The sequence below is a fragment of the Streptomyces sp. NPDC059008 genome (assembly GCF_042749045.1).
GTDB lineage: Bacteria > Actinomycetota > Actinomycetes > Streptomycetales > Streptomycetaceae > Streptomyces.
On sequence record NZ_JBHYJC010000067.1, the window covers coordinates 1 to 21,566 of the forward strand.

A 21,566-nucleotide genomic window follows, 5' to 3' on the forward strand; every position below is an offset into this window, starting at 1 on the left:
GCCGGGGTGCGTGTGCACCCCGGCCGCCGCGGGTAGTTGGCGGGCCGCTCTCAGCAGCCGCGGTCGACGAGGTCGAACGACTTGTAGTGGTCGGCGGTGTAGTAGTCCTCGTGCTGCTTCTCGCCGGTCACGATGCGACGCGCACCGCGGTCCGGCGAGCCCGGTGTGACGACGGTGTACTCGTGGTAGTAGCCGGAGCTCTGTGCCGGGAGGACACCCTCGCGGTTGCTGAACACCGTCCCGTCCTGCGGGTACGGGAAGGGCCCGCCCTTGTCGATCAGGTCGAGGGTCTCATGGGCCTGCGAGGGCAGCTTGGAGTAGCAGATGTCTCCGACGGCCTGGACGTGCACGGCCGTGGCGTGCGCCGTCGCGGCGTACGGGGCGGCCGGGCGCGCGGTGGCGACGGAGGGCGTGGCGGCGACCGCGGTCCCGCCGAGGAGAAGGGCCGAGGCAAGGGCGCTCGCGGCGCCGATCCTGGTGATCCGTGGGGGGATTCTCATGCCTTCCAGAATGACGCGCGTAGACATGCCCCTGTCAATCCCAAAGGGCGGAAGTTTCCCGGGAGTTCACAGGGGGATCCCGGTTCGCCACCCCGAATGGTCCCGATTCCGACCGGTCCGGTCCAGGCCGGTCCAGGCCGAGCCGAGCCGCCCCACGGAGAGGCTCCGCGCCGCTTCTCGGCCCCGGAGGTGCTTTTTGCCTCTCGGGCAAAACTTTTGCCCGAGAGGCAAAGGATGGTTATACCGGGGATATGACCGAGCTCCCCGACGAGCCCGCCGGCACACCGCCGGAGGATCTCCCCACCGTCGCACCGCGCCTTCGTGACCTGCGACGACGCAGTGGTCTCACGCTGGAGACCGCGGCCCGCCTGGTGGGGCTCTCGCCCGCGCACCTGTCGCGGCTGGAGACCAACCGGCGCCAGCCCTCGCTGCCGATGCTGCTGGCGCTCGCCCGTACGTACGGCACCACGGTATCCGACCTGCTCGGCGAGACCGCCCCCGAGCGGGACCCGATCGTGCGGGCCGGCCGTGCGGAGCCGTCGGAGGCCGGCGGCTGGACGTACTGGACCGTGGGCGGCGCCGGGCGGGCGATGCAGGCACTGCGGGTCCATGTGCCCCAGCAGGCGCAGGGCGAGCTGGTCCGGGTCCACCCCGGAGAGGAGTGGCTGTACGTCCTCAAGGGGCGGCTGCGGCTGACGCTCGGTGCGGCGGTGCAGGTGCTGGACCCGGGGGACGCCGCGCACTTCGACTCGCTGACCCCGCACCGTATCGCCGCCGCCTCCCGGGGCGGAACGGAGCTGTTGTTCGTCCACACGCTGCTGCAGAGCGGCGCCGCCGAGCTGTGCCTGGGCGGCGACGTGCCGCGCCGTGGCCTGTGACCAGGGAAGGACCGGAGGCCGTGCCCGACCACTCCACTCCTGCGCCGGCGGATCGCCCCCACGAGGCGATCGCCGCCGAGACACCGCCCGCCCGCCGCTACGTCGAGAACAAGCCACCTCGCGGGGTGTATGTGCGGGTGTTCATCTACGTCGTGGCGACGCATGTGCTGCTGGCGTTCATGAGCCTGCTGGTGGTCGTCGCCAAGTCGCGTTAGCGGCGCGGCCCGTGGGCCCTGCGGGGCCGTCCATCCGTCCGGTCCGAAAGTCCATTGCCCCGGCACGGCGACCGGGTGGAACCTGCTGCCCGCAAGGCGTTCGCAGCAGGCTCCACCCCGTACCTCGCCGCACGAGGAGGACCGAAGGATGCACCGCACGCGCACCGCGGCGGCCACCGCGCTGGCCCTGGCCCTGGCCGTGATCCCCCTGACGGGCATGTCGGGGCCGCCGGGCGCCGCCGGCCGCCAGGACACCGCCCGGGAGGCCCGGGACAGCCCCGCAGCGGCCGTCACCCCCGTCCCGCAGTCCGTCCGCCCTCGCTCCGACCGGGTCACCATCACCCCCACCGTGACCGTCGTCGCAGGCCCGAAGGCCGACGCCGCGGCGCTGGCGGTGGTGTCGACGGCGCTCAGGGACGCCGGCGCGGACCGGGTCGTACGGGCCGACCGGGCACCGGCCGGGCGGCGGCTGACGGTCTACGTCGACGGTGCGGGCGCGGCATCGGCGCTGCGGGACCTGGGCGCGCGGGGCACCGGCGGGCTGCCCGCCGAGGGCTATGCGCTCGCCGTCGGCGACGGACGGATCGCGCTGGCCGGCAAGGACGCCGCCGGCACGTACTACGCCGCCCAGTCGCTGCGGCAGCTGCTGCCGCGCCGCGACCGTCCCGGCGCGCAGGTACGGGGCACCGCCGTACGCGACTGGCCGGCCGGCGCGCTGCGCGGTGTCATCGAGGGCTTCTACGGCACCCCCTGGTCGCACCGGGCCCGCCTCGACCAGCTCGACTTCTACGGCGAGCACAAGATGAACCTCTACGTCTACTCGCCGAAGGACGACGCCTACCTCCGGGAGAAGTGGCGCGACCCCTACCCCGCCGACCGGCTCGCGGAGCTCACGGAACTGGTGGACCGGGCGCGGCAGCGGCATGTGGAGTTCAGCTACGCGCTCTCCCCCGGGCTGTCCGTCTGCTACAGCTCCGACGCCGATCTGCGGGCGCTGACCGCCAAGTTCCAGACGTTGTGGGACATCGGCGTGCGGACCTTCGCCGTGCCGCTGGACGACATCAGCTACACGGACTGGAACTGCGCGGCGGACAAGGACAGGTTCGGGACCGGCGGCGGGGCGGCCGGGGCCGCGCAGGCGCATCTGCTCAACCGCGTCAACCAGGAGTTCATCGCCCGGCATCCGGGCGCCCGGCCGCTGCAGATGGTGCCGACCGAGTACTACGACGTCGAGCCGTCCCTGTACAAGAAGGCGCTGGCCACCCGGCTGGACGGGAACGTGCTGGTGGAGTGGACGGGGGTGGGGGTGATCGCGCCGACGATGACCGTCGCCCAGGCCCGGCGGGCCCGGGAGGTCTTCGGGCACCCGATCCTGACCTGGGACAACTATCCGGTCAACGACTACGTGACCAACCGGCTGCTGCTCGGACCGTTCGGCGGCCGCGAGAAGGGACTGCCCGAGCAGCTGGCGGGGATCACCGCGAACCCGATGATCCAGCCCGCGGCGTCCAAGATCGCGCTGTACACGGTGGCCGACTACGCATGGAACGACGCCGCCTATGACGCGCGTGCCTCCTGGGGCGCGGCGATCGAGGAGCTGGCCGGCGGCGACGCCCGTACGGCGCGGGCGCTGCGGGCCTTCGCCGACGCCAACTACTCCTCCGCGCTCAACCCGCGGCAGGCTCCCGAACTCGCCGACGCCATCGCGGAGTTCGGCCGCGACGGGGACGTGCGGCGGCTGGACGCGGCGCTGCGGGGCCTTCAGGACGCTCCGTCGGTGCTGCGTGAACGGCTCGCCGACCGGGGCTTCGTCGAGGACGGTGCCCCCTGGCTGGACGCGGCGCACGCCTGGGGCGTCGCGGCGCGTACCGCCCTCCGGCTGATCGAGGCGACCAGGGCGGACGACGGTCCGCGGGCCTGGGAACTACGCCTGCGCATCCCGGAGTTGGTGCGGACCGCCCGGTCGTTCGTGTATGTGGACCTGACGGGGAAGAAGGTTCCGGTGCTGGTGGCCGACGGGGTGCTGGACACCTTCGTCGAGGACGCGGTCGCGGCGCACGACGAGGCGCTGGGCGTCATCGGCCGTCCCAAGGCGTCGACGGATCTGCCGGTCTATCAGGACAACGCGGTCTCCCGGATGACCGACGGCGACGACGCCACGTACTTCTGGAGCGGCGCGGCGCCCAGGTCCGGCGCGCAGCTCACTCTCGATCTGCACGCCGAGCGTCCGCTGGGCACCGTCACCCTCGCCATGGGGAAGAGCGGCAGCCCGGACGACTATCTGCACCACGGCGTGCTGGAGTACTCCTCGGACAACGAGCACTGGCGGCGGCTGGCCGCGTTCGACGACAGGCCCGAGGTCGGCGTCACGCCGCCGGCCGGCGTCACCGCCCGGTACCTGCGCGCGCGGGCCACGCAGGCGCAGGACAACTGGCTGGTGGTGCGGGAGTTCACGGTCGCCGGGGCCGAGCGGGTGGCGGTGGCCGGGGGCCCGCCCGCGGCGCCGGGCAGCGCCCTGCGGTCGGCGGCGGACCAGGACCCGGCGACCGCCTACCGGGCGGCGCGGGCGGCCCAGCCGGGTGAGGCACTGGAGTTCACGCCGGACGCGCCCCGTGCGGCACGGTGGGTGACGGTGCTGCGGCCGCGGGGCGCACCGGCCGGGGAGGCGGGCGTGGAGGTCCGCACGGGCGGCGTCTGGCACACGCTCGGCACACTGTCCGGTGCCTGTACGCGCCTGGCGGCGGGCGACGGCGCGATCGAGCGCGTACGGCTGGTGTGGCGGGGCCGGGCGGCGGCGCCCGCGGTCAATGAGGTGATTCTGCGCTGAGCGGAGGCACCGGGACGCCGGGGGCGCGGTGCGGTGCCCGCCCCGGCGGCGTCCCGGTGCCTAATCTGGGCCCGGCACGCCTCGCGCCCCGCACGGAGGAGACCCGTCCCATGCGACCCGACCCCGACGCCCCCCGGCCGACCGCGGCCGCCGTGCTCGACGACGCCGTACGCGTACTCGCCCCGGACGCCGGCGCCAACCGACTGGTGTCGCGGATCGAGGCGGGCGAGGCGCCGCGCTCGGTCTTCGCCACCCTCGCCCTCGAACAGCACCAGGTCATCACCGCCGACCGCCTCAGCTTCCAGCACCTGGCGCGGCGGGCGGACGGCGACCCGCCCGTGGCCGACTTCTTCGACCTGCTCGCCCAGGGGGAGGCGCTGGCCCTGAAGCAGCTGGCCGGGCTGGCGGACGCCTGCGGGCTGACGGAACGGGACATCGCCGGCTACCAGCCGCGGCCCGGCTGCCAGGCCTACCCGTCCTACGCGGCGCGGCTCGCCCTCGGCGCCGAACCGACCGATGTGGCGATCGCGCTGACCGCCAACTTCGCCGCCTGGGGCGGCTGCTGCCGCGTCGTGGAGGCCGCGATGCGCGAGCACTACGCCTTCCCGGACGCGGCCCGCGCCTTCTTCGGCTTCTTCGCCGAACCGGCGCCGGCCGTCCAGGAGCGGGCGCGGGCGGCGGTGCAGCACGGCCTCGACACCGGCCAGGCCCGGCCGGCCGCGGCACACCGCTACGGCCGGCTCCTCCAGGCCTATGAACTCATGTTCTGGAACTCGGTCGGCGACTGAACCCGTCGCCCGAAGGCGGCTGCCGGGCGCGGCTCACATGGGCAGCGACAGCAGGCGAAGCGGCTCCGCGGGAGGGGCCACGCCCTCCCGCAGCGGGGTCCACATGGTCCGCAGCGGCATGACGACGGGCCCGTCGGGCTGCTCGACCTGGACGTCCCCCTGGAGGGTGTGCCAGCCGAGCCGCTGGTAGAGGGCGACGAGCGGTGGGCGGCAGAAGAGCAGCGCGTAGCGCGGTCCCTTCGTGCGGGCGTGCTCCACGGCGGCCGTGACGACCCGCCGCGCCAGCCCCTGCCCCCGCAGGTCGGACGCGACGGCCACCCCGCCCAGGCCGACGACCTGCGTCTCCTGCCCGCCGGCGGAGACCGGGATCGTCAGCAGACCCGCGTGCGCCACCAGCCGGCCGTCCTGTCTGATGGCGAAGTGCTCCTCCTTGGGCAGCCAGGTCAGGCCGGCTTCCGCGACACCGAAGGGGTCGGCGCCGTCCCCGAGGATCTCGCTCTGGTCCGCGGGCGTGTACCGCGAAAGCCGTATCACCGGCGGCGCCGCGGACGAGGTGTTCCCAGTCATCCCCTCATCATGCCCGGTGGCCCGGCCGGGACGGGCGGGGCCACCGGGTGATACGACGTCAGCCGCTCAACTCCCCGTAACGGGCGGTGAGTCGGCGCGCGCCCTCCTCGGTGAGCGAGCCGTGCAGCCGCAGGCGGGCGATGCCGCCGTCGGGGAAGATGTCGATCCGGGCGTGGGTGACGGCGGGGGCGTCGTCGAGCAGGAAGCGGTGGACGGTGTCGGGCTGCAGGCGCGTACGGGGCAGCAGCTCGATCCACTCGCCGCTTTCGCCGTCGCGGCCGAACAGGCCCGCCCAGCCGGCCGAGTTGCCCTTGAGGTAGCCGGTGTCGATCTCCACCGCACGGATCACGGACTGCTCGGTGAGGCGGTAGCGGACCCAGTCGTTGCCGGTGCCGCGGCGGCGCCGGGTCTCCCAGCCGTCGTCCATCTTGCGGGAGCGGCCGGGCTGGATGGTGTGGGTGGGCGAGGAGTAGAAGCGGTCCGAGGCGTCCTCGACCTGGCCGCCGTTCTCCAGCGCGGCGACGTCGAAGGTGCCCAGCGCGGCGAGCCAGCCGGGCGCGGGGACGACCTCGCCGTGGACGCGGAGGCGGGCGACGCCGCCGTCGGGGTGCTGGTTGAGGCGCAGGTGGGTGAAGCGCCGCTCCGCCTGGACGGCGAAGCCGTTGGCGGCGTGTCCGCCGATGGCGGTGCGCGGGACGAGGGGGGTCCAGGCGACGTCGGCGGCGAGGAGTTCCGCGGGCGAGGGCGAGCCCTCGACGCAGGCGCCCTCGACGCTGACGGACTGGGGGTAGTTGCCGCGGAAGTGGGCGGTGTCGACGACGATGCCGCGGATCACGCCGGGTGCGCCGAGGCGTATCAGCGCCCAGTCGTGGTCCTCGTCCGCCGGGAACGGGTGGGCGCCGTCGGTGCCGCGCCGTCTGCGGGTCTCCCAGCCGTCCATGATCTTGCCCTTGTGGCCGAAGGCCTCGGGGTCGAAGTGGGCGGGCTCGGGCTTGAGGAGGTTCTCCCGCTCGGCGAAGAACTCGTCGTTGGCGGCGATCACGCCCGCGCCCAGCCGGCGGTCGGCGAGGTCGGGGAGGTGGGCGAAGGGGAAGCCGGTGGCGCCGGGAGTGCGGTAGTCGGCGTAGGGGTCGCCGCCCTGGTAGGGGCTGGCGTCACCGGTGTAGCGGGGGAGGTCGGCGGTGGTCATGCGCGCGGCCTTTCGAGGAGTTCGCCGGTGGGTTCGGCGAGGGTGGCGCCGTCGTTGATCTGCCGGCCGCGCAGCCAGGTGGACCGTACGACGCCGTACAGGGTCTTGCCGGCGTATGCGGTGATCTTGTTGCGGTGCTGGAGGGCCTGCGGGTCGACGGTGAAGGTCTCCTCGGGGGCGAGGACGGCGAAGTCGGCGTCCCGGCCGGGCTCGATGGCGCCCTTCTGGTGGAGGCCGACCAGCGCGGCCGGGGCGGTGGACATCCAGCGCACGACGTCGTCGAGGGAGTGGCCGCGTTCGCGGGCCTCGGTCCAGATGGCGGGCAGGCCCAGCTGGAGGGAGGAGATGCCGCCCCAGGCCGCGCCGAAGTCGGCGGTCTTGAGGTCGGCGGTGGACGGCGAGTGGTCGGAGACGATGCAGTCGATGGTGCCGTCGGCCAGGCCCTCCCACAGCGCGTCCTGGTTGGCGGCCTCACGGATCGGCGGGCAGCACTTGAACTCCGTCGCGCCGTCCGGGACCTCCTCGGCGGTCAGGGTCAGGAAGTGCGGACAGGTCTCGACGGTGATCTTGACGCCCTCGCGCCTGGCGGCGGCGATCAGCGGCAGCGCGTCACTGGAGGACAGATGCAGCACATGCACCCGGGCGTCGAGCCGCTGGGCGAGGACGATCAGCCCGGCGATGGCGTCGTTCTCGCAGATACGGGGGCGGGAGGCGAGGAAGTCGGCGTACTTGGGGCCGTGCGGCACGGGGGCCGCGCCCAGGTGGCCGGGGTCCTCGGCGTGCACGATGAGCAGACCGTCGAAGCCGGCGATCTCCCCCAGAGCGGTGGCCAGTTGCTCCTGGTCGACCTCGGGGAACTCCTCCACGCCGGAGGGCGACAGGAAGCACTTGAAGCCGAAGACCCCGGCGTCGTGCAGCGGACGCAGGTCCTTGACGTTGCCGGGGATGGCGCCGCCCCAGAAGCCGACGTCGATATGGGCCTTGCTGCGGGCGACCTCGCGCTTGGTGTCGAGGTGGGCGGCGGTGGTGGTGGGCGGGAGGCTGTTGAGCGGCATGTCCACGAGGGTGGTGATCCCGCCGGCCGCGGCCGCGCGGGTGGCGGTCCAAAAGCCCTCCCACTCGGTGCGGCCGGGGTCGTTGACGTGGACGTGGGTGTCGACGAGGCCGGGCAGCAGGACGTCGTCGCCGAAGTCCTCCACCCGCGCCCCGGCCGGGACCTCGGCGTCGTGCGGCAGCACCGCGTCGATCTTGCCGTCCCTGACGGTGACGGTCGCGGCGCGCGTCCCCTGCGGGGTGACGACGCGCGTGGAGCGCAGCACCAGCTCTCTTTCGGACACCCGGTCCCCTCCTCGTATCGTGTCTTCATCGTTGCCCGGCGGCGCGGGAGGCGCACGGCCACCGGGGCCGCGGCGCCCATGGCGCGCCCTGCGCACCGCACACGGGCGCCGGAACGGAATGCGGAATTCGGAATTCAACAGTCTGTTGAATGAGTCTTCACGCCGGATCCCGGCCCGTCAAGACCCCTCCGCGGGCACCGGCGCGGCCGCCGCGCCGGAACCCTGCCGGATCCCGGGCTGCTCGCCGGCAGCCGCCCTGACCTGCGACGAGATGATGCCCTCCGGGATCGGCCCGGCATTCGAAGCCACCCCGTCACGACGGCAGACCAGCGCGTAGAGCCCGCCGGCGAGCGCCATTCCGAAGATCCAGGAGAACGGCGCCACCACGCCGAAGGCCGGGACCAGGGCGAGCGCGGCGGCGACCGCAGCCGCCGGCAGGAAGGCGATCACCGCCTTCGGGTTGTAGCCCCTGCGGTAGAAGTACGCGCCGCGGGCATCGGCCGAGAACAGCGCGTCCACATCGATCCGGCCACGCCGCACCCGGTAGTAGTCGACGAGCAGAATCGCCACCAGGGGGCCGAGGAAGGCACCCAGCGCCCCCAGGAAGTACTGGATCACCAGCGCCGACGAGTACAGCTTCCAGGGCATCACGACGACGGCCAGCACCGCGGTGATCATGCCGCCCCGCTTGAAGTCCAGATGCTTCGGCGCGAGGTTGGCGAAGTCGTAGGCGGGTGAGACGAAGTTGGCGACGACGTTGATGCCGATGGTGGCGACGACGAAGGACAGCGCGCCGATGACGGTGACCACCGGGTTGTCGATCTTCTGGATCACCTTCACCGGGTCGTAGATCGCCTCTCCGAAGACCGCGATGGTGCCCGCGGTGACCAGCACGGCGACCACCGCGAAGGCGGTGAAGTTCACCGGCAGCCCGATCAGGTTGCCGCGCCGGTAGGAGCGGTGGTCCGGCGTGAAGCGGGCGAAGTCGGCGTAGTTGAGGACCAGGGTCAGGAAGGTGGCCACGGTCAGACTGACCGCGATCAGGCTCTGCTGGACCTGCTCGGCGCCGCTGAGGCCGGTGATGCTGCGGGTCAGCGAGATCTCCCCGCCGGCCTTGACGACCAGGTAGACCGCGAGCGCCAGCACCACGAGCCAGACGACCGGGCCGGTCGCGAAGTCCTGGACCTTGCGGATGAACTCCATCCCCCGGGTCAGCAGCACGGCCTGCAGCCCCCACATCAGCAGGAACGCGGTCCAGCCCAGGGTGGACAGCCCCAGCACCGAGTTGTGGTGGTAGGCCTCCAGGCCGGGCGCGATCTGCAGGGTCAGCAGGACCACGGCCGTCGAGGCCAGCCAGGTCTGGATGCCGTACCAGGCCACCGCCATGATCGCGCGCAGCAGGGCCGGGATGTTGGCGCCGTACACGCCCCAGCTGGCGCGGGCGAGCACGGGGTAGGGAACGCCCGTCCGGTGACCCGCGTGCCCCATCCGGTTCATCAGCCAGTAGACGATCGAGATGCCGGCCAGCAGCGCGAGGAACACCTCCCAGGCCGGCAGGCCGAGCACGAACAGGCTCGCGGCGAAGGCGTAGTTGCTGATCGCGTGGGTGTCGGACATCCACAGCGCGAAGATGCTGTAGGTGCCCCATTTGCGCTCGGGCGCCGGCGCGAGGTCTTCGTTGAAGAGCCGCGGGTCCGGCCGCAGGGGCCGCGGTGACGGGGTGTTCACATGTCCTCCCAGGCAGATTGGGTGGAGCTTAGGGGTCAGTTATCAGATGTCTGATGTCTGTGCGGAAAATTCGGTGTTACGGGCAGCGCCCTGAGCGCGCCCCTGGGACGGCCGCAGATGCGTGCTCAGCGGCCAGGATCCGATGGCCTTCGGACGGGGCGGCGCGAAGCTGCGTCCCTTACTGGTGGCCAGCCGCAGTCCGACGACCGCCTCGGCGAACTTCACCGCCGCGGCGACCCCGTCGACAACGGGCACCGCGAGCGCCGCCGCCACCTTCTCCCGGAGCCCGGCCATCCCCCCGCACCCCAGGCAGATCACCTCGGCGCCGGCCCGCACGGCCTCGCGGGCGGTCTCGATGATCACCGCCACGGTCCGCTCCGGATCCTCCTCCAGCTCCAGGACGCCGAGCCCGGTGCCGCGGACGGCGGCACAGCGCTGCAGCAGCCCGGCGGTCAGCAGCCGGTCCTGGATCTGCGGTACGGCGCGGTCGAGGGTGGTGACGACGCCGTAGGCGTGGCCGAGCATCATCGCCATCTGGGCGGCGCTCTCGGTGATGTCCAGTACGGGTACGTCCAGCAGCTCCTGGGCGCCCTCCCGGCCCGGCTCACCGAATCCGGCCATGACCAGCGCGTCGAAGGCCGTGTCGAGGGTGGCGAGTCGGTCCAGGACGGCCACGGCGCTGAGACAGCCCTCGAAGTGCCCCTCGATGGACTCCGGGCCCCACAGGGGTTCGGTGGCGATGATCTCGGTACCCGGGGCGGCTGCCGCGGTGGCGGTGGCGCGGATCGAGTCGGTCATGGAAGCCGTGGTGTTCGGGTTCATGACGAGAATGCGCATGACACTCCAGCAATTTGGAGGATTCCACAGAATGGACAGTAGGTTTCGCGCAGCAGAACGTAGCTACGGCCACTGGCACCGTCAAGAGATCGCGGCTAGGAGCTTGACCGACGTCTCGCACGCTGGGACAAAGAGGGCCTGACCGGCGGGAACGAGTGTGCGAGAGACCGTGTGTCAACGTAGGGGGACCGGTAGGCTGCTGCGGTCGGGCCCGGCGCCCGCAAGCCCCAGCCGAGACCGATCCGCCCCGCCCCGAAAGGAACGCGCCGTGCCGCCGTCCAGCGCCAGCACCTCCGCCGCCGAAGCCAAGCCCGCAGGCGCAAGCGGCGGCGTCCAGTCCCTCGAGCGCGCCTTCGACCTGCTGGAGCGGATGGCCGACGCCGGCGGCGAGGTCGGCCTGAGCGAGCTCTCCGCCAGCAGCGGACTACCGCTGCCCACCATCCACCGTCTGATGCGCACGCTCGTCGCCTGCGGCTATGTACGCCAGCAGCCCAACCGCCGCTATGCGCTCGGCCCGCGACTGATCCGGCTCGGCGAGAGCGCCTCACGGCTGCTGGGGACCTGGGCCCGGCCGTTCCTGGCCCGCCTGGTGGAAGAGACCGGCGAGACGGCCAATATGGCACTGCTCGACGGCGACGAGATCGTGTATGTCGCCCAGGTCCCGTCCCGACACGCGGTGCGGATGTTCACCGAGGTCGGCCGCCGGGTCCTGCCGCACTCCACCGGCGTCGGCAAGGCCCTGCTCGCCGACCACCCGCCGGAGGAGGTCCGCGCGCTGCTCGGCCGTACGGGCATGCCCGCCGCGACCGAGAAGACGATCACCGACCCGGAACGCTTCCTGGAGGCGCTCTCCGATGTCCGCCGGCTCGGCTACGCCGTCGACGACAACGAGCAGGAGATCGGCGTCCGCTGCCTCGCGGTACCCGTGCCCAACTCCCCCACCTCGGCGGCGATCTCCATCTCCGGTCCGACGGGGCGCGTGACGGAGGCCGCCACGGACAAGATCGTGCCGGTGCTGCAGGACGTCGCGGCGCAGCTGTCGGTGGCACTGGCGAACCAGACGCCGGCGTAGGGCCTTGCCCGACGGGTCACGGCCGGGTCCTTTCCGGCTCCGACCCATCGGACACGTCCTGGCCGCCGCACGCTCCCGGTCACCGGCCGCGCGGCAGCTCCCCGAAGCAGTCGATGCGCTCGCGCACCTCGGTGAGCGCGGGCGACAGCGCACTCACCGAGCCGACCGCCCCGGCGATCAGCAGCAGCGAACGGCGCAGCCGGGGCACCTCCGGCAACCCGTGACTGACCATCGCGTCCAGTGCGGCCAGCTCGTCGTCGGCGGCCGCCCGGTCCGGTAACTCGGCCGGGAGCACGGCCAGTTGGCGGCGCAGCCGCGCCACCGCCCCGCGCAGCTCCTGGACCCGTGGGTCGCCGTCGACCCCGGTCATTCGTCGATCCCTCTGCAGCTGTTCCACAACGACGGCGTCCTCCATGGCCGTTGCCCCTCCGCAATGCGGGACAGTTAACGCCACTCTGCGCTGCCCGCGCCATACGGAGAGCGAAAAAATCGGATCACCGGGTTGTTCCGGGAGTGAGCTACGGGGTTGGTTGTTCCGGGAGTGAGCCGCGGGGTTGGGGGGCGGCTGCCGCGCGCCTCCCCTCTTGTTTTTTCCCTCCCGCCCACCCCCCTACGGGGGGTGGGCGGGTGTATGTGCGCGGTGTATGGCGCGGCGCACCCCTTAGGGAATGGGGAGTGGGGAGTTGGTGCCTCAGGTGCGGGGGCCGACTCACCCTCGGCGCACCCCGGAGCCAGCGCTCAGAGCCCAGGGCACAGAGCCCAGACCCCAAGGCCGAGACCCATGTCCCAGACCCCAGCGCTCAGGAGTTCTCCTTCGGCTGGACCGCGTTGCGCCACACCCGCACGTCGACGGTCATGTAGCTGGCGGGGTCCGACTTCGGCGCGTAGCCCTTGAAGGTGATCAGGGCGACATGGCCGTAGTCGGTGGTCAGGCACATCTGCGCACCCTTGGAGAGCTGCTTGGTCAGGATGCTCTCGGTGAACCGGGTCTCGCTACGGCACGTCTCCAGCGAGCCCTCCTGACCGGGGGTCAGCAGCACCAGCTTGCCGTTCTCGGTGGCGACCTGGTCGTCCGAGTAGCTGTTGTCGTCGTACGAGAAGTCGACGTCGGTGTCGGTGTCGGTGTTGGTCGGCTGCACCGGCTCGTCGGCCATCGACAGGTGGTACTCGTCGGGCAGGTTGATGCCCTTGTAGTCGACCGGAGTCGGGTCCTGCGCGGGGGCGGCGGGGGTGTTGCCCTCATCGCCACCGGGAGTCGCCGTCGGGTCCCCCGCGGGCGTCGGCGACGCGGCGCTGTTCTTGCCCTTCTTGCCGTCGGCGGCCTGGTCGCTGCTCTTCTTGCCGTTGTCCTTCATGAAGGTGTAGACGACGCCGCCGCCGGCGCCCGCGAAGGCCAGCAGGCCGACCAGCACCAGAGCGGTGATCAGCCCCTTGCGCTTCTTCTTCGGCGGCTCGGGAGCCGGCGCCGCGGCGGCGGGGTAGGCGGCGGTGGGGCCGGTGGCCGTCGGACCGGTGGCCGTCGGACCGGCGGCGGCCGCGTTCATCGGCGCGCTCTGCGCGGTGGCGCCGACGGTCGGCGCGTAGGCCGCGGGTCCGAAGCCGGGCGGCGGGGTCTGCGGGTGGTTCAGCTCGGTGGCCACCGGCGGGACGGCCGGAGCGGGGGCGGACGGCGGCTGCGCGGGCTGGGTGGGCGGCTGCGCGGGCGCGGTCGGCGGCTGGGCCGGTGCGCCCGCGGTGGGCGCCTCCAGCGGGGGCGGCGGCGTCTGCGCGGGCGCCGGGGCCGCCGCACGCGTGGTGATGTCCGCGGCGACGGCGGTGGGCAGCCAATCCTCGGGGCGGCGCAGCTGCGTCTGGCCGGAGGCCGCCCCGCACAGCTCGATGACCTCCGCGACCGACGGCCGCTGCGAGGCGTCCTTGGCCAGGCATCGGGTGACCAACTCCCGCAGTTCCTCGGGCAGCCCGGTCAGGTCCGGCTCCTCGTGGACGATGCGGTAGAGCACCCCGTGCGAGGTGCCCTCGCCGAACGCCGGGGTGCCGATGGCCGCGTACGCCGCGACCTGGCCGAGCGCGAAGACGTCGGTGGCGGGGGTGATGGTGCTGCCCGCGGCCTGCTCGGGCGCCATGAAGGTGGGGGTGCCCACGGTGACGCCGCTGCTGGTCAGGGACGTGGCGTCGGCGGCGCGCGCGATGCCGAAGTCGATGACGCGCGGGCCGTCGGCGGCCAGCAGCACATTGGACGGCTTCAGGTCCCGGTGCACGATGCCGGCGCCGTGGATGACCTGCAGCGCCTCGGCGATCCCGGCGACCAGCAGCAGCACGGTGGGGACCGGGAGCCGCCCGTGCTGGGTGACCGCCGCGGCCAGCGAGGGGCCGGGGACGTAGGCGGTGGCGAGCCAGGGGCTGGCGCCCTCGGCATCGCTGTCGATGACCGGCGCGGTGAACAGCCCCTGCACCCGCTGCGCGGACTGCACTTCCTGCTTGAAGCGGCGCCGGAACTCGGTGTCCTCGCTGAACTCGGGCCGGATCACCTTGATGGCCACCGGCCGGCCGCCGGGCGTATAGGAGAGATAGACCTTGCCCATGCCGCCGGAGCCGAGCTTCGCCGTGAGGCGGTAGCCCGCGATCGACCGCGGGTCGTCGCCTTCCAGCGGCTGGAAGATCCCGGAAGAGCCCACACTGTTCACCACGACGTCCCCCGACTCAGAAAGTTTGGCTCCGCCCGCCAGATGGGCGGGGAGCCACGATGTCCGCAACGGGGCAGAACCTTATCCGGCCAGGCGCCACACCGTGACATCGCCGGTGGGCGTACGTCACGCATGTCCGAAGAGCCGGTTTCGCGACCGGATTTGACTGCCTTTCCGGGCCGTCCCACGCCCACCGGCGCACGCCCCGCGCGATGCCCGGACGGCGGCCTGACCATGCGTCAGCACGTGCGTTCCCACCGGCACCCGTTGGCATGGGCGCGCGGGAACCCATGCGTATGCGGGGGCAGAGTGGAGCATTCTTCCCTCCAGGGAAATATCCGGCATATCACTGAATCGGAGAACGCCATGGAGCCCGACACCGGCCCCGGCACCGGTCCGAACCGCCGCGGCGTCAGCGTCGTACAGCTCATCTGCCGCGCATACGGACTGTCCGACGCGTCGGAGATCACCTTGGAGCACATACACCGCTACGTCGCCGAGCGGGGCCGCGTGGAGGAGCGCACGCACCATCTGCGGGAGCGGTTCCGGCCGAACATCCCCCGCCCGCGGGCGTCCGACGACGCGGCCTGACCAACGGGCCGCGCCAGGAGGTGCCATGAGGTAAGCAGTCCCCATGGCACCGACACCACCCGCACCACCGACACCACCGCCGGCACCCCCGGGAGGAACGGGCGACCCGGGAGACCCGGCAGCCTCGACACGGCCCGAGGGGAGGGTGGCCGGCCTGCTGCTCGCCGCGGGCGGCGGGCGGCGCCTGGGGGGCCGGCCCAAAGCGCTGCTCGACCACCGGGGACGGCCGCTGGTCGAGCACGCCGCCCGCGTCCTGCGGGACGGCGGCTGCGACCCGGTGCACATCGTGCTGGGCGCGGCCGCCGATTCCGTCCGCGCACGAGCCGAGCTCTCGGCGTACGGCACCTCGGAGAATCCGGACTGGGCGCAGGGCATGGGCTCCTCGCTCCGTGTGGGCCTCGGCGCGCTGGCCGACTCCGGGGCGGACGCGGTCGTGGTGTCCCTGGTGGACCAGCCGGGCATCGGCGCGGCGGCGGTGGCGCGGGTGCTGGCCGCGTACGAGGGCCGCGAGTCGCTCGCCTCCGCCGCGTACGGCGGCCGTCGCGGCCATCCGGTCCTCTTCGGCGCCGACCGCTGGTCGGCCGTCATGGCGAGCGCACAGGGCGATCGCGGCGCCCGCGCCTACCTCCAGGAGCACGCCGCCGCCCTCACCCTGGTCGAGTGCGCCGACATCGCCGAGCCGTACGACATCGACACGCCGGAGGACCTGCACCGGCTGGAGTGAGGCACGGCCGGGCCGGAACGCGCCGGAGCGGGCCGGAACGCGCCGGACGCGGGGTCGGGCGGCGGCGCCGGAGCGACGGATCCGGCGTAATGGAGAGTGACCGAGGTGGCACCGAGAGCCAATCGATCACCACTTCTGTCGACCCTGAGAATCTCGACATCAACAAACCATTGAAGTTCCGCGATAAGGAAACTAGTCTCCACTGGTCAGAAGCGCCCTGAACCCAGACGGCGCCCGCGACCGCTTCTCGGAGCCCGCGGCACCCCGTGCCGCTCGACGCGCCGGCGGCCGCCAGGCACCGCCGCTGAATGGAGTGACAGCTCATGTCCGCACCAGCGCCGTCCCCGCTGGCCATCGCCGAAGTCGACCCCGCCCACACCCCGGAACGGCAGGCCGAGGTCCTGACCGACGCCGCGCTCGCCTTCGTCGCCGAGCTTCACCGCCGGTTCACCCCGCGCCGCGACGAACTGCTCGCCCGCCGCGCCGAGCGCCGCGCCGAGATCGCCCGGACCAGCACGCTGGACTTCCTCCCGGAGACCGCGCGGATCCGTGCCGACGACAGCTGGCGGGTCGCCGAGGCGCCGGCCGCGCTCAACGACCGCCGGGTGGAGATCACCGGTCCCACCGACCGCAAGATGACCATCAACGCGCTCAATTCGGGCGCCAAGGTCTGGCTCGCCGACTTCGAGGACGCCTCCGCCCCCACCTGGGAGAACGTCGTCACGGGCCAGCTCAACCTGATCGACGCCTACGAGCGCCGGATCGACTTCACCGACCCCAACTCCGGGAAGTCCTACGCCCTCAAGCCCGCCGAGGAGCTCGCGACCGTCGTGATGCGGCCGCGCGGCTGGCACCTGGAGGAGCGCCACCTGCAGTTCGAGGGCCGTCCGGTCCCCGGCGCCCTGGTCGACTTCGGCCTGTACTTCTTCCACAACGCCAAGCGCCTGCTCGCCCTCGGCAAGGGTCCGTACTTCTACCTCCCGAAGACCGAGTCGCACCTGGAGGCCCGCCTCTGGAACGACATCTTCGTCTTCGCGCAGGACTACGTCGGCATCCCTCAGGGCACCGTCCGCGCCACGGTCCTGATCGAGACCATCACCGCGGCCTACGAGATGGAGGAGATCCTCTACGAGCTGCGCGACCACGCCTCGGGCCTGAACGCCGGCCGCTGGGACTACCTGTTCTCCATCGTCAAGAACTTCCGCGACGGCGGCGCCAAGTTCGTCCTCCCCGACCGCAACGCGGTGACGATGACGGCCCCGTTCATGCGCGCCTACACCGAACTCCTGGTCCGCACCTGCCACAAGCGCGGTGCGCACGCGATCGGCGGTATGGCGGCCTTCATCCCCAACCGCCGCGACCCCGAGGCCAACGAGAGGGCCCTGGCCAAGGTCAAGAACGACAAGGACCGCGAGGCCGGTGACGGCTTCGACGGCTCCTGGGTCGCGCACCCCGACCTGGTCCCGGTCGCCCGCGCCTCGTTCGACGCGGTGCTCGGCGACAAGCCGAACCAGAAGGACCGGCTGCGCGAGGACGTCTCCGTCGCCGCCGGGGACCTCATCGCGATCGACTCGCTCGACGCCAAGCCCACCTACCAGGGCCTGGTCGACGCCGTGCAGGTCGGCACCCGCTACATCGAGGCCTGGCTGCGCGGCCTGGGCGCCGTCGCCATCTTCGGCCTCATGGAGGACGCCGCCACCGCCGAGATCTCCCGCTCCCAGATCTGGCAGTGGGTGGACGCCGGCGTCGTCTTCGAGAACGGCGAGAAGGCCACCGCGGACCTGGTCCGCAAGGTCGCCGCGGAGGAACTGGCCGCGATTCGCGCCGAGACCGGCGAGGAGGCCTTCGCCGCCGGCAGGTGGCAGCAGGCCCACGACCTGCTGCTGAAGGTCTCCCTGGACGCGGACTACGCCGACTTCCTGACCCTCCCGGCGTACGAGCTGCTGGGCTGACGTCCGTCGAGCCCGAAGGGCCCTTCCGTACCGCCGCGTCGCGGTACGGAAGGGCCCTTCGGCGTGGGGCCGGGCGCGGTGGCTCGGGCCGGGCAGCGCCGCACGCTACTATGTTCATAGTGAATCGGCACTACAAACATAGTAGGCACCGGCGCGACGAGAGAGGCATGCGCAGTGGCACGACGGCGGGAGCAGGTGCTGGACGCGGCGATCCAGGTCCTGGGGGGCGAGGGCGCGCGGCGGTTGACCTATCAGGCCGTGGACACCGCGGCAGGGGTCCCGTCCGGCACCACGTCGAACTACTTCCGCAACCGGGCGGCGCTGATCGACGGCATCGTCGACCATCTGCAGACGCTGGAGCGCCGCGACTGGGAGGCCTTCGCCACCGAGGTCGCACCCGCCGACATCGGCGAACTGGCCGACGCCGTCACCCGCTTCCTGCGGTACGCGACCGGGCCCGAGCAGGCCAGGACCGCCGCCCGCTTCGCCCTCTACCTGGAGTCCACGGCCCGGCCCGAGCTCCGCCCGGCGCTCACCCGCGGACGGGAGACCGTCGTCAACTGGGGGGCGGACTGGCTGGAGCGCTTCGGTTCACCGATACCGCGCCGGCACTGCGAGATCCTCTTCGACTACATGGACGGCGTCGCGTTCCACCAACTCGCCTTCCCGGACGCACACTTCGATCCGGGGCCGGGCATCCGTGAGCTGCTGGGCAGGCTGCTGGACTGAGCAACCGCGGTGCGGGGCGGGCGAGTTGGCTCGGCGCGTCCGCCTTGCCCTGCCCGGCCGACCGGCCGGTACGGCCTCGGTCCGACGGGTGTACGCCACCTCCGGAGTCTGGTAGGAAAGCTTCCTAACGATTGGGGAATCCCCCACAGCTCGCTCCGAACCGGAGGACTGACTCCATGCGCACCCGATCGATAGCCACCGCCCTGCCCAAGGCCGCCACCCGCGTCGCGCTGGGCCTCGCCCTGCTCGCCGTACCCGCCACCGCCGTCGCCACGGCCGGCCCGGCGCAGCATCCGCGACCGGCCGCCACCGGCTCCGCGCCGCACACCGTGCGGGCCGCGACGGGCCTGGACGACCCGGCCAAAAAGGAGATCGCCATGCGGCTGGTCTCCAGTGCGGAGAACTCCTCGCTGGACTGGAAGGCCCAGTACAAGTACATCGAGGACATCGGCGACGGCCGCGGTTACACCGGCGGCATCATCGGCTTCTGCTCCGGCACCCACGACATGCTGGAACTCGTCGAGCTCTACACCCAGCGCAAGCCCGGCAACGTCCTGGCCAAGTACCTCCCCGCGCTGCGCGAGGTGGACGGCAGCGACTCGCACGAGGGGCTGGACCCCGACTATCCCAAGGACTGGCGCAAGGCCGCCCAGGACCCCGCGTTCCGAAAGGCCCAGAACGACGAGCGGGACCGGGTCTACTTCAACCCCGCGGTCGAGCAGGGCAAGGCCGACGGTATCGGCGTGCTGGGCCAGTTCGCGTACTACGACGCGATCGTGATGCACGGCGACGGGGACGACAGGACCAGCTTCTCCGGCATCCGCAAGCGCGCGCTGGCCAAGGCGAAGCCGCCGGCCCAGGGCGGCGACGAGAAGACCTACCTCAACGCCTTCCTCGACGCCCGGGTCTGGGCGATGAAGCAGGAGGAGGCGCACAGCGACACCAGCCGGGTCGACACCGCGCAGCGGGTGTTCCTCAGGAACGGCAACCTCGATCTGCACACTCCGCTGGACTGGAAGGTCTACGGGGAGAGCTTCCACATCGACTGACCCGTCGCCGCCCCGGCCATGCCGCGGGGGCGCACATGCCCAACGGCCCGTATGGGAGCGGCAGTTGCGCTCCCCTACGGGCCGTTGCCAGGTGCGGGCGGCGAACGTACGTCGACGCGTCAGTGGGCGGGGGTGGCCGCGGGCTCACCGCTGTCGTCCACGGCGCCGCGGTCGGGCTGCTGGGGGATGTGCGGGTCGGCGGGGCCGTCGGCGGGCGCCGCCCCGGCCGTCTCCCCGTCGGCCGCCGGCCGGCCTTCCGCCGTACCCCCGTCAGCCGTCTCCCCGTCAGCCCTCTGCCCGTCCGGCTTTCCGCCGAAGTGGTTGAAGGCGAGGTTGAGGACGATGGCGACCAGGCAGCCGGTGCTGATACCGGAGTCCAGGACGACCAGCAGGTCCTTGGGGAGGTGGTGGTAGAAGTCCGGCGCGGCGATCGGGATCAGCCCGATGCCCACCGAGGCGGCGACGATCAGGGCGTTGTCGCCCTTCTCCATCGCGGCGGTGGCCAGCGTCTGGATGCCGCTGGCGGCCACCGAACCGAAGAGCACGATGCCGGCGCCGCCCAGGACGGGCAGCGGGACCAGCGAGATGACCGAGGCGGCCACCGGGCACAGGCCGAGCACGATCAGGATCAGACCGCTGGTGGCCACGACGTAGCGGCTGCGCACCTTGGTCATCGCGACCAGGCCGATGTTCTGCGCGAAGGCGCTGTTGGCGAAGCCGTTGAACAGCGGGCTGACGGCCGTGCCGAGGGTGTCGGCGCGCAGTCCGCCCTCGATCGTGCGCTCGTCCGCCGGCCGGTCGACGATCTTGCCGAGGGCGAGCATGTCGGCGGTCGACTCGGTCATACAGACCAGCATCACGATGCACATGGAGACGATCGCGGCGATCTCGAACTGCGGGGCGCCGAAGTGGAAGGGCGTCGGGAAGCCGATCAGATCCGCGTCGGCGAGGGCGGAGAAGTGGGTGATGCCGACGGGGATCGCTATCAGGGTGCCGGCTATCAGGCCGAGCAGGATGGCGATCTGCTGGAGGAAGCCGCGCAGCACCCGGCGCAGCACCAGCACGATCAGGAAGGTCAGCGCGGCCATCCCGATGTTCGTCAGGGAACCGTAGTCGGGGGCCTGGGAGTTGCCTCCCTGGGACCAGTTGAACGCGACGGGCAGGAGCGAGACACCGATGAGGGTGATGACGGTGCCGGTGACCACCGGCGGGAAGAAGCGTACGAGCTTGGAGAAGTAGGGGGCGACGAGGAAGCCGAGCACACCGGCGACGATCACCGCTCCGAAGATGATCGGCAGCGCGTTGTCGGGGCTCTGGGCCTTGCCGATGGCGACCATGGGGGTGACGCCGGCGAACGAGACGCCGTTGACGAAGGGGAGCTTGGCGCCGACCTTCCAGAAGCCGAGGGTCTGCAGGAGGGTGGCGATGCCCGCGGTGAACAGGCTCGCGCCCATCAGGAACGCGGTCTCGGTGGCGCTCAGCCCGCAGGCCGGCCCCACGATCATCGGCGGGGCCACCACACCCGCGTACATCGCGGCCACGTGCTGCAGGCCGCTGGTGAACATCTTGAAGGGCGGGAGGGTCTCGTCGACCGGATGCTTCCGGTCCTCCTCCAGGGTCTGCCCGGGAGTTGCGGCCACTGCGGGCCTCCTTCGATTTCTGCGTCACCGGGGGCCGGCGAGTGCGAGGCTGTCACGGAGGTCTTGCCATGTGGTGCGTGGTGCGAGAAGACGCCTGGTGAGCGATGCTGCGAAGGGCCGCGCTTGTGGCGCGTGGACGGCGGTGGGTAGGGCCGGCGGCCCGGGGGTGGGGATCGATCCCGCACCCCCGGGGTCCGGCGCTTGTGGATCCCGCTCGGATCCACAAGCCCGGCCGGGAGCCGTCCCTCCCGGCCGAGTC

19 protein-coding genes are annotated in these 21,566 nt (G+C 72.2%); 10 read left to right on the forward strand and 9 right to left on the reverse strand.

Annotation, left to right across the window (positions count from 1 at the left end; all coding sequences use genetic code 11):
* Positions 1 to 50: 50 nt before the first annotated feature.
* On the reverse strand, positions 51 to 500 hold the full coding sequence (locus tag ACFWZH_RS36905) for a ribonuclease domain-containing protein (protein WP_384441973.1): 450 nt from the start codon (positions 498 to 500) through the stop codon (positions 51 to 53).
* 251 nt (positions 501 to 751) lie between these two features.
* On the opposite strand from ACFWZH_RS36905, the gene ACFWZH_RS36910 reads away from it, so the two are divergent.
* The 4 genes from ACFWZH_RS36910 to ACFWZH_RS36925 all read left to right on the forward strand — a co-directional run bounded on the left by ACFWZH_RS36910 (position 752) and on the right by ACFWZH_RS36925 (position 5,208).
* A complete protein-coding gene (locus ACFWZH_RS36910) occupies positions 752 to 1,378 on the forward strand; it encodes a helix-turn-helix domain-containing protein (protein ID WP_384441976.1) in 627 nt (208 codons plus the stop codon).
* Between the two features lie 20 nt (positions 1,379 to 1,398).
* Positions 1,399 to 1,593: a DUF6126 family protein gene (locus ACFWZH_RS36915; RefSeq protein WP_384441978.1), complete on the forward strand. Its 195-nt coding sequence runs from the start codon at positions 1,399 to 1,401 to the stop codon at positions 1,591 to 1,593.
* Positions 1,594 to 1,741: 148 nt separating this feature from the next.
* Positions 1,742 to 4,420: a beta-N-acetylglucosaminidase domain-containing protein gene (locus tag ACFWZH_RS36920; protein WP_384441981.1), complete on the forward strand. Its 2,679-nt coding sequence runs from the start codon at positions 1,742 to 1,744 to the stop codon at positions 4,418 to 4,420.
* Positions 4,421 to 4,530: 110 nt separating this feature from the next.
* Positions 4,531 to 5,208: a transcriptional regulator gene (locus ACFWZH_RS36925; protein ID WP_384441984.1), complete on the forward strand. Its 678-nt coding sequence runs from the start codon at positions 4,531 to 4,533 to the stop codon at positions 5,206 to 5,208.
* A 33-nt stretch (positions 5,209 to 5,241) separates the two neighbouring features.
* Here the strand turns inward: ACFWZH_RS36925 and ACFWZH_RS36930 are convergent, their stop codons facing one another.
* From ACFWZH_RS36930 to ACFWZH_RS36950, 5 genes are all read right to left on the reverse strand, one after another.
* Entirely contained in the window at positions 5,242 to 5,775 is a 534-nt protein-coding gene (locus ACFWZH_RS36930; protein WP_384441987.1) for a GNAT family N-acetyltransferase, read from the reverse strand.
* Between the two features lie 58 nt (positions 5,776 to 5,833).
* On the reverse strand, positions 5,834 to 6,964 hold the full coding sequence (alc, locus tag ACFWZH_RS36935; RefSeq protein WP_384441990.1) for an allantoicase: 1,131 nt from the start codon (positions 6,962 to 6,964) through the stop codon (positions 5,834 to 5,836).
* Positions 6,961 to 8,301: an allantoinase AllB gene (gene allB, locus ACFWZH_RS36940; RefSeq protein WP_384441993.1), complete on the reverse strand. Its 1,341-nt coding sequence runs from the start codon at positions 8,299 to 8,301 to the stop codon at positions 6,961 to 6,963. Before allB ends, alc begins: the two co-directional genes overlap by 4 nt.
* Positions 8,302 to 8,478: 177 nt before the next feature.
* On the reverse strand, positions 8,479 to 10,029 hold the full coding sequence (locus ACFWZH_RS36945; RefSeq protein WP_384441996.1) for an NCS1 family nucleobase:cation symporter-1: 1,551 nt from the start codon (positions 10,027 to 10,029) through the stop codon (positions 8,479 to 8,481).
* A gap of 42 nt (positions 10,030 to 10,071) precedes the next feature.
* Positions 10,072 to 10,866: an aspartate/glutamate racemase family protein gene (locus tag ACFWZH_RS36950; RefSeq protein ID WP_384441998.1), complete on the reverse strand. Its 795-nt coding sequence runs from the start codon at positions 10,864 to 10,866 to the stop codon at positions 10,072 to 10,074.
* A 268-nt stretch (positions 10,867 to 11,134) separates the two neighbouring features.
* Between ACFWZH_RS36950 and ACFWZH_RS36955 the strand changes: the two genes are divergently transcribed.
* Positions 11,135 to 11,938 (forward strand): IclR family transcriptional regulator, encoded by an 804-nt coding sequence (locus tag ACFWZH_RS36955; protein WP_384442001.1) that lies wholly within the window; start codon positions 11,135 to 11,137, stop codon positions 11,936 to 11,938.
* Between the two features lie 79 nt (positions 11,939 to 12,017).
* Here ACFWZH_RS36955 and ACFWZH_RS36960 read toward each other — a convergent pair whose 3' ends face one another.
* Both ACFWZH_RS36960 and ACFWZH_RS36965 read right to left on the reverse strand, forming a co-directional pair.
* Entirely contained in the window at positions 12,018 to 12,308 is a 291-nt protein-coding gene (locus tag ACFWZH_RS36960) for a DUF5955 family protein (protein WP_384442004.1), read from the reverse strand.
* Between the two features lie 430 nt (positions 12,309 to 12,738).
* Positions 12,739 to 14,625 carry a serine/threonine-protein kinase gene (locus ACFWZH_RS36965; protein ID WP_384442007.1) on the reverse strand — a complete coding sequence of 629 codons (1,887 nt, stop codon included), beginning with the start codon at positions 14,623 to 14,625 and terminating at the stop codon, positions 12,739 to 12,741.
* Positions 14,626 to 14,988: 363 nt separating this feature from the next.
* Between ACFWZH_RS36965 and ACFWZH_RS36970 the strand changes: the two genes are divergently transcribed.
* The 5 genes from ACFWZH_RS36970 to ACFWZH_RS36990 all read left to right on the forward strand — a co-directional run bounded on the left by ACFWZH_RS36970 (position 14,989) and on the right by ACFWZH_RS36990 (position 19,667).
* Positions 14,989 to 15,213, forward strand: coding sequence for a hypothetical protein (locus ACFWZH_RS36970; RefSeq protein ID WP_384442011.1), 225 nt, complete (start codon positions 14,989 to 14,991; stop codon positions 15,211 to 15,213).
* Between the two features lie 145 nt (positions 15,214 to 15,358).
* On the forward strand, positions 15,359 to 15,937 hold the full coding sequence (locus tag ACFWZH_RS36975) for an NTP transferase domain-containing protein (protein ID WP_384442046.1): 579 nt from the start codon (positions 15,359 to 15,361) through the stop codon (positions 15,935 to 15,937).
* A 323-nt stretch (positions 15,938 to 16,260) separates the two neighbouring features.
* On the forward strand, positions 16,261 to 17,889 hold the full coding sequence (gene aceB / locus ACFWZH_RS36980) for a malate synthase A (protein ID WP_384442014.1): 1,629 nt from the start codon (positions 16,261 to 16,263) through the stop codon (positions 17,887 to 17,889).
* Between the two features lie 174 nt (positions 17,890 to 18,063).
* Positions 18,064 to 18,618 carry a TetR/AcrR family transcriptional regulator gene (locus tag ACFWZH_RS36985; RefSeq protein WP_384442017.1) on the forward strand — a complete coding sequence of 185 codons (555 nt, stop codon included), beginning with the start codon at positions 18,064 to 18,066 and terminating at the stop codon, positions 18,616 to 18,618.
* Between the two features lie 176 nt (positions 18,619 to 18,794).
* Positions 18,795 to 19,667, forward strand: coding sequence for a chitosanase (locus tag ACFWZH_RS36990; protein ID WP_384442020.1), 873 nt, complete (start codon positions 18,795 to 18,797; stop codon positions 19,665 to 19,667).
* Positions 19,668 to 19,786: 119 nt separating this feature from the next.
* Here ACFWZH_RS36990 and ACFWZH_RS36995 read toward each other — a convergent pair whose 3' ends face one another.
* Positions 19,787 to 21,307 carry a nucleobase:cation symporter-2 family protein gene (locus ACFWZH_RS36995; RefSeq protein ID WP_384442023.1) on the reverse strand — a complete coding sequence of 507 codons (1,521 nt, stop codon included), beginning with the start codon at positions 21,305 to 21,307 and terminating at the stop codon, positions 19,787 to 19,789.
* Positions 21,308 to 21,566: the final 259 nt, after the last annotated feature.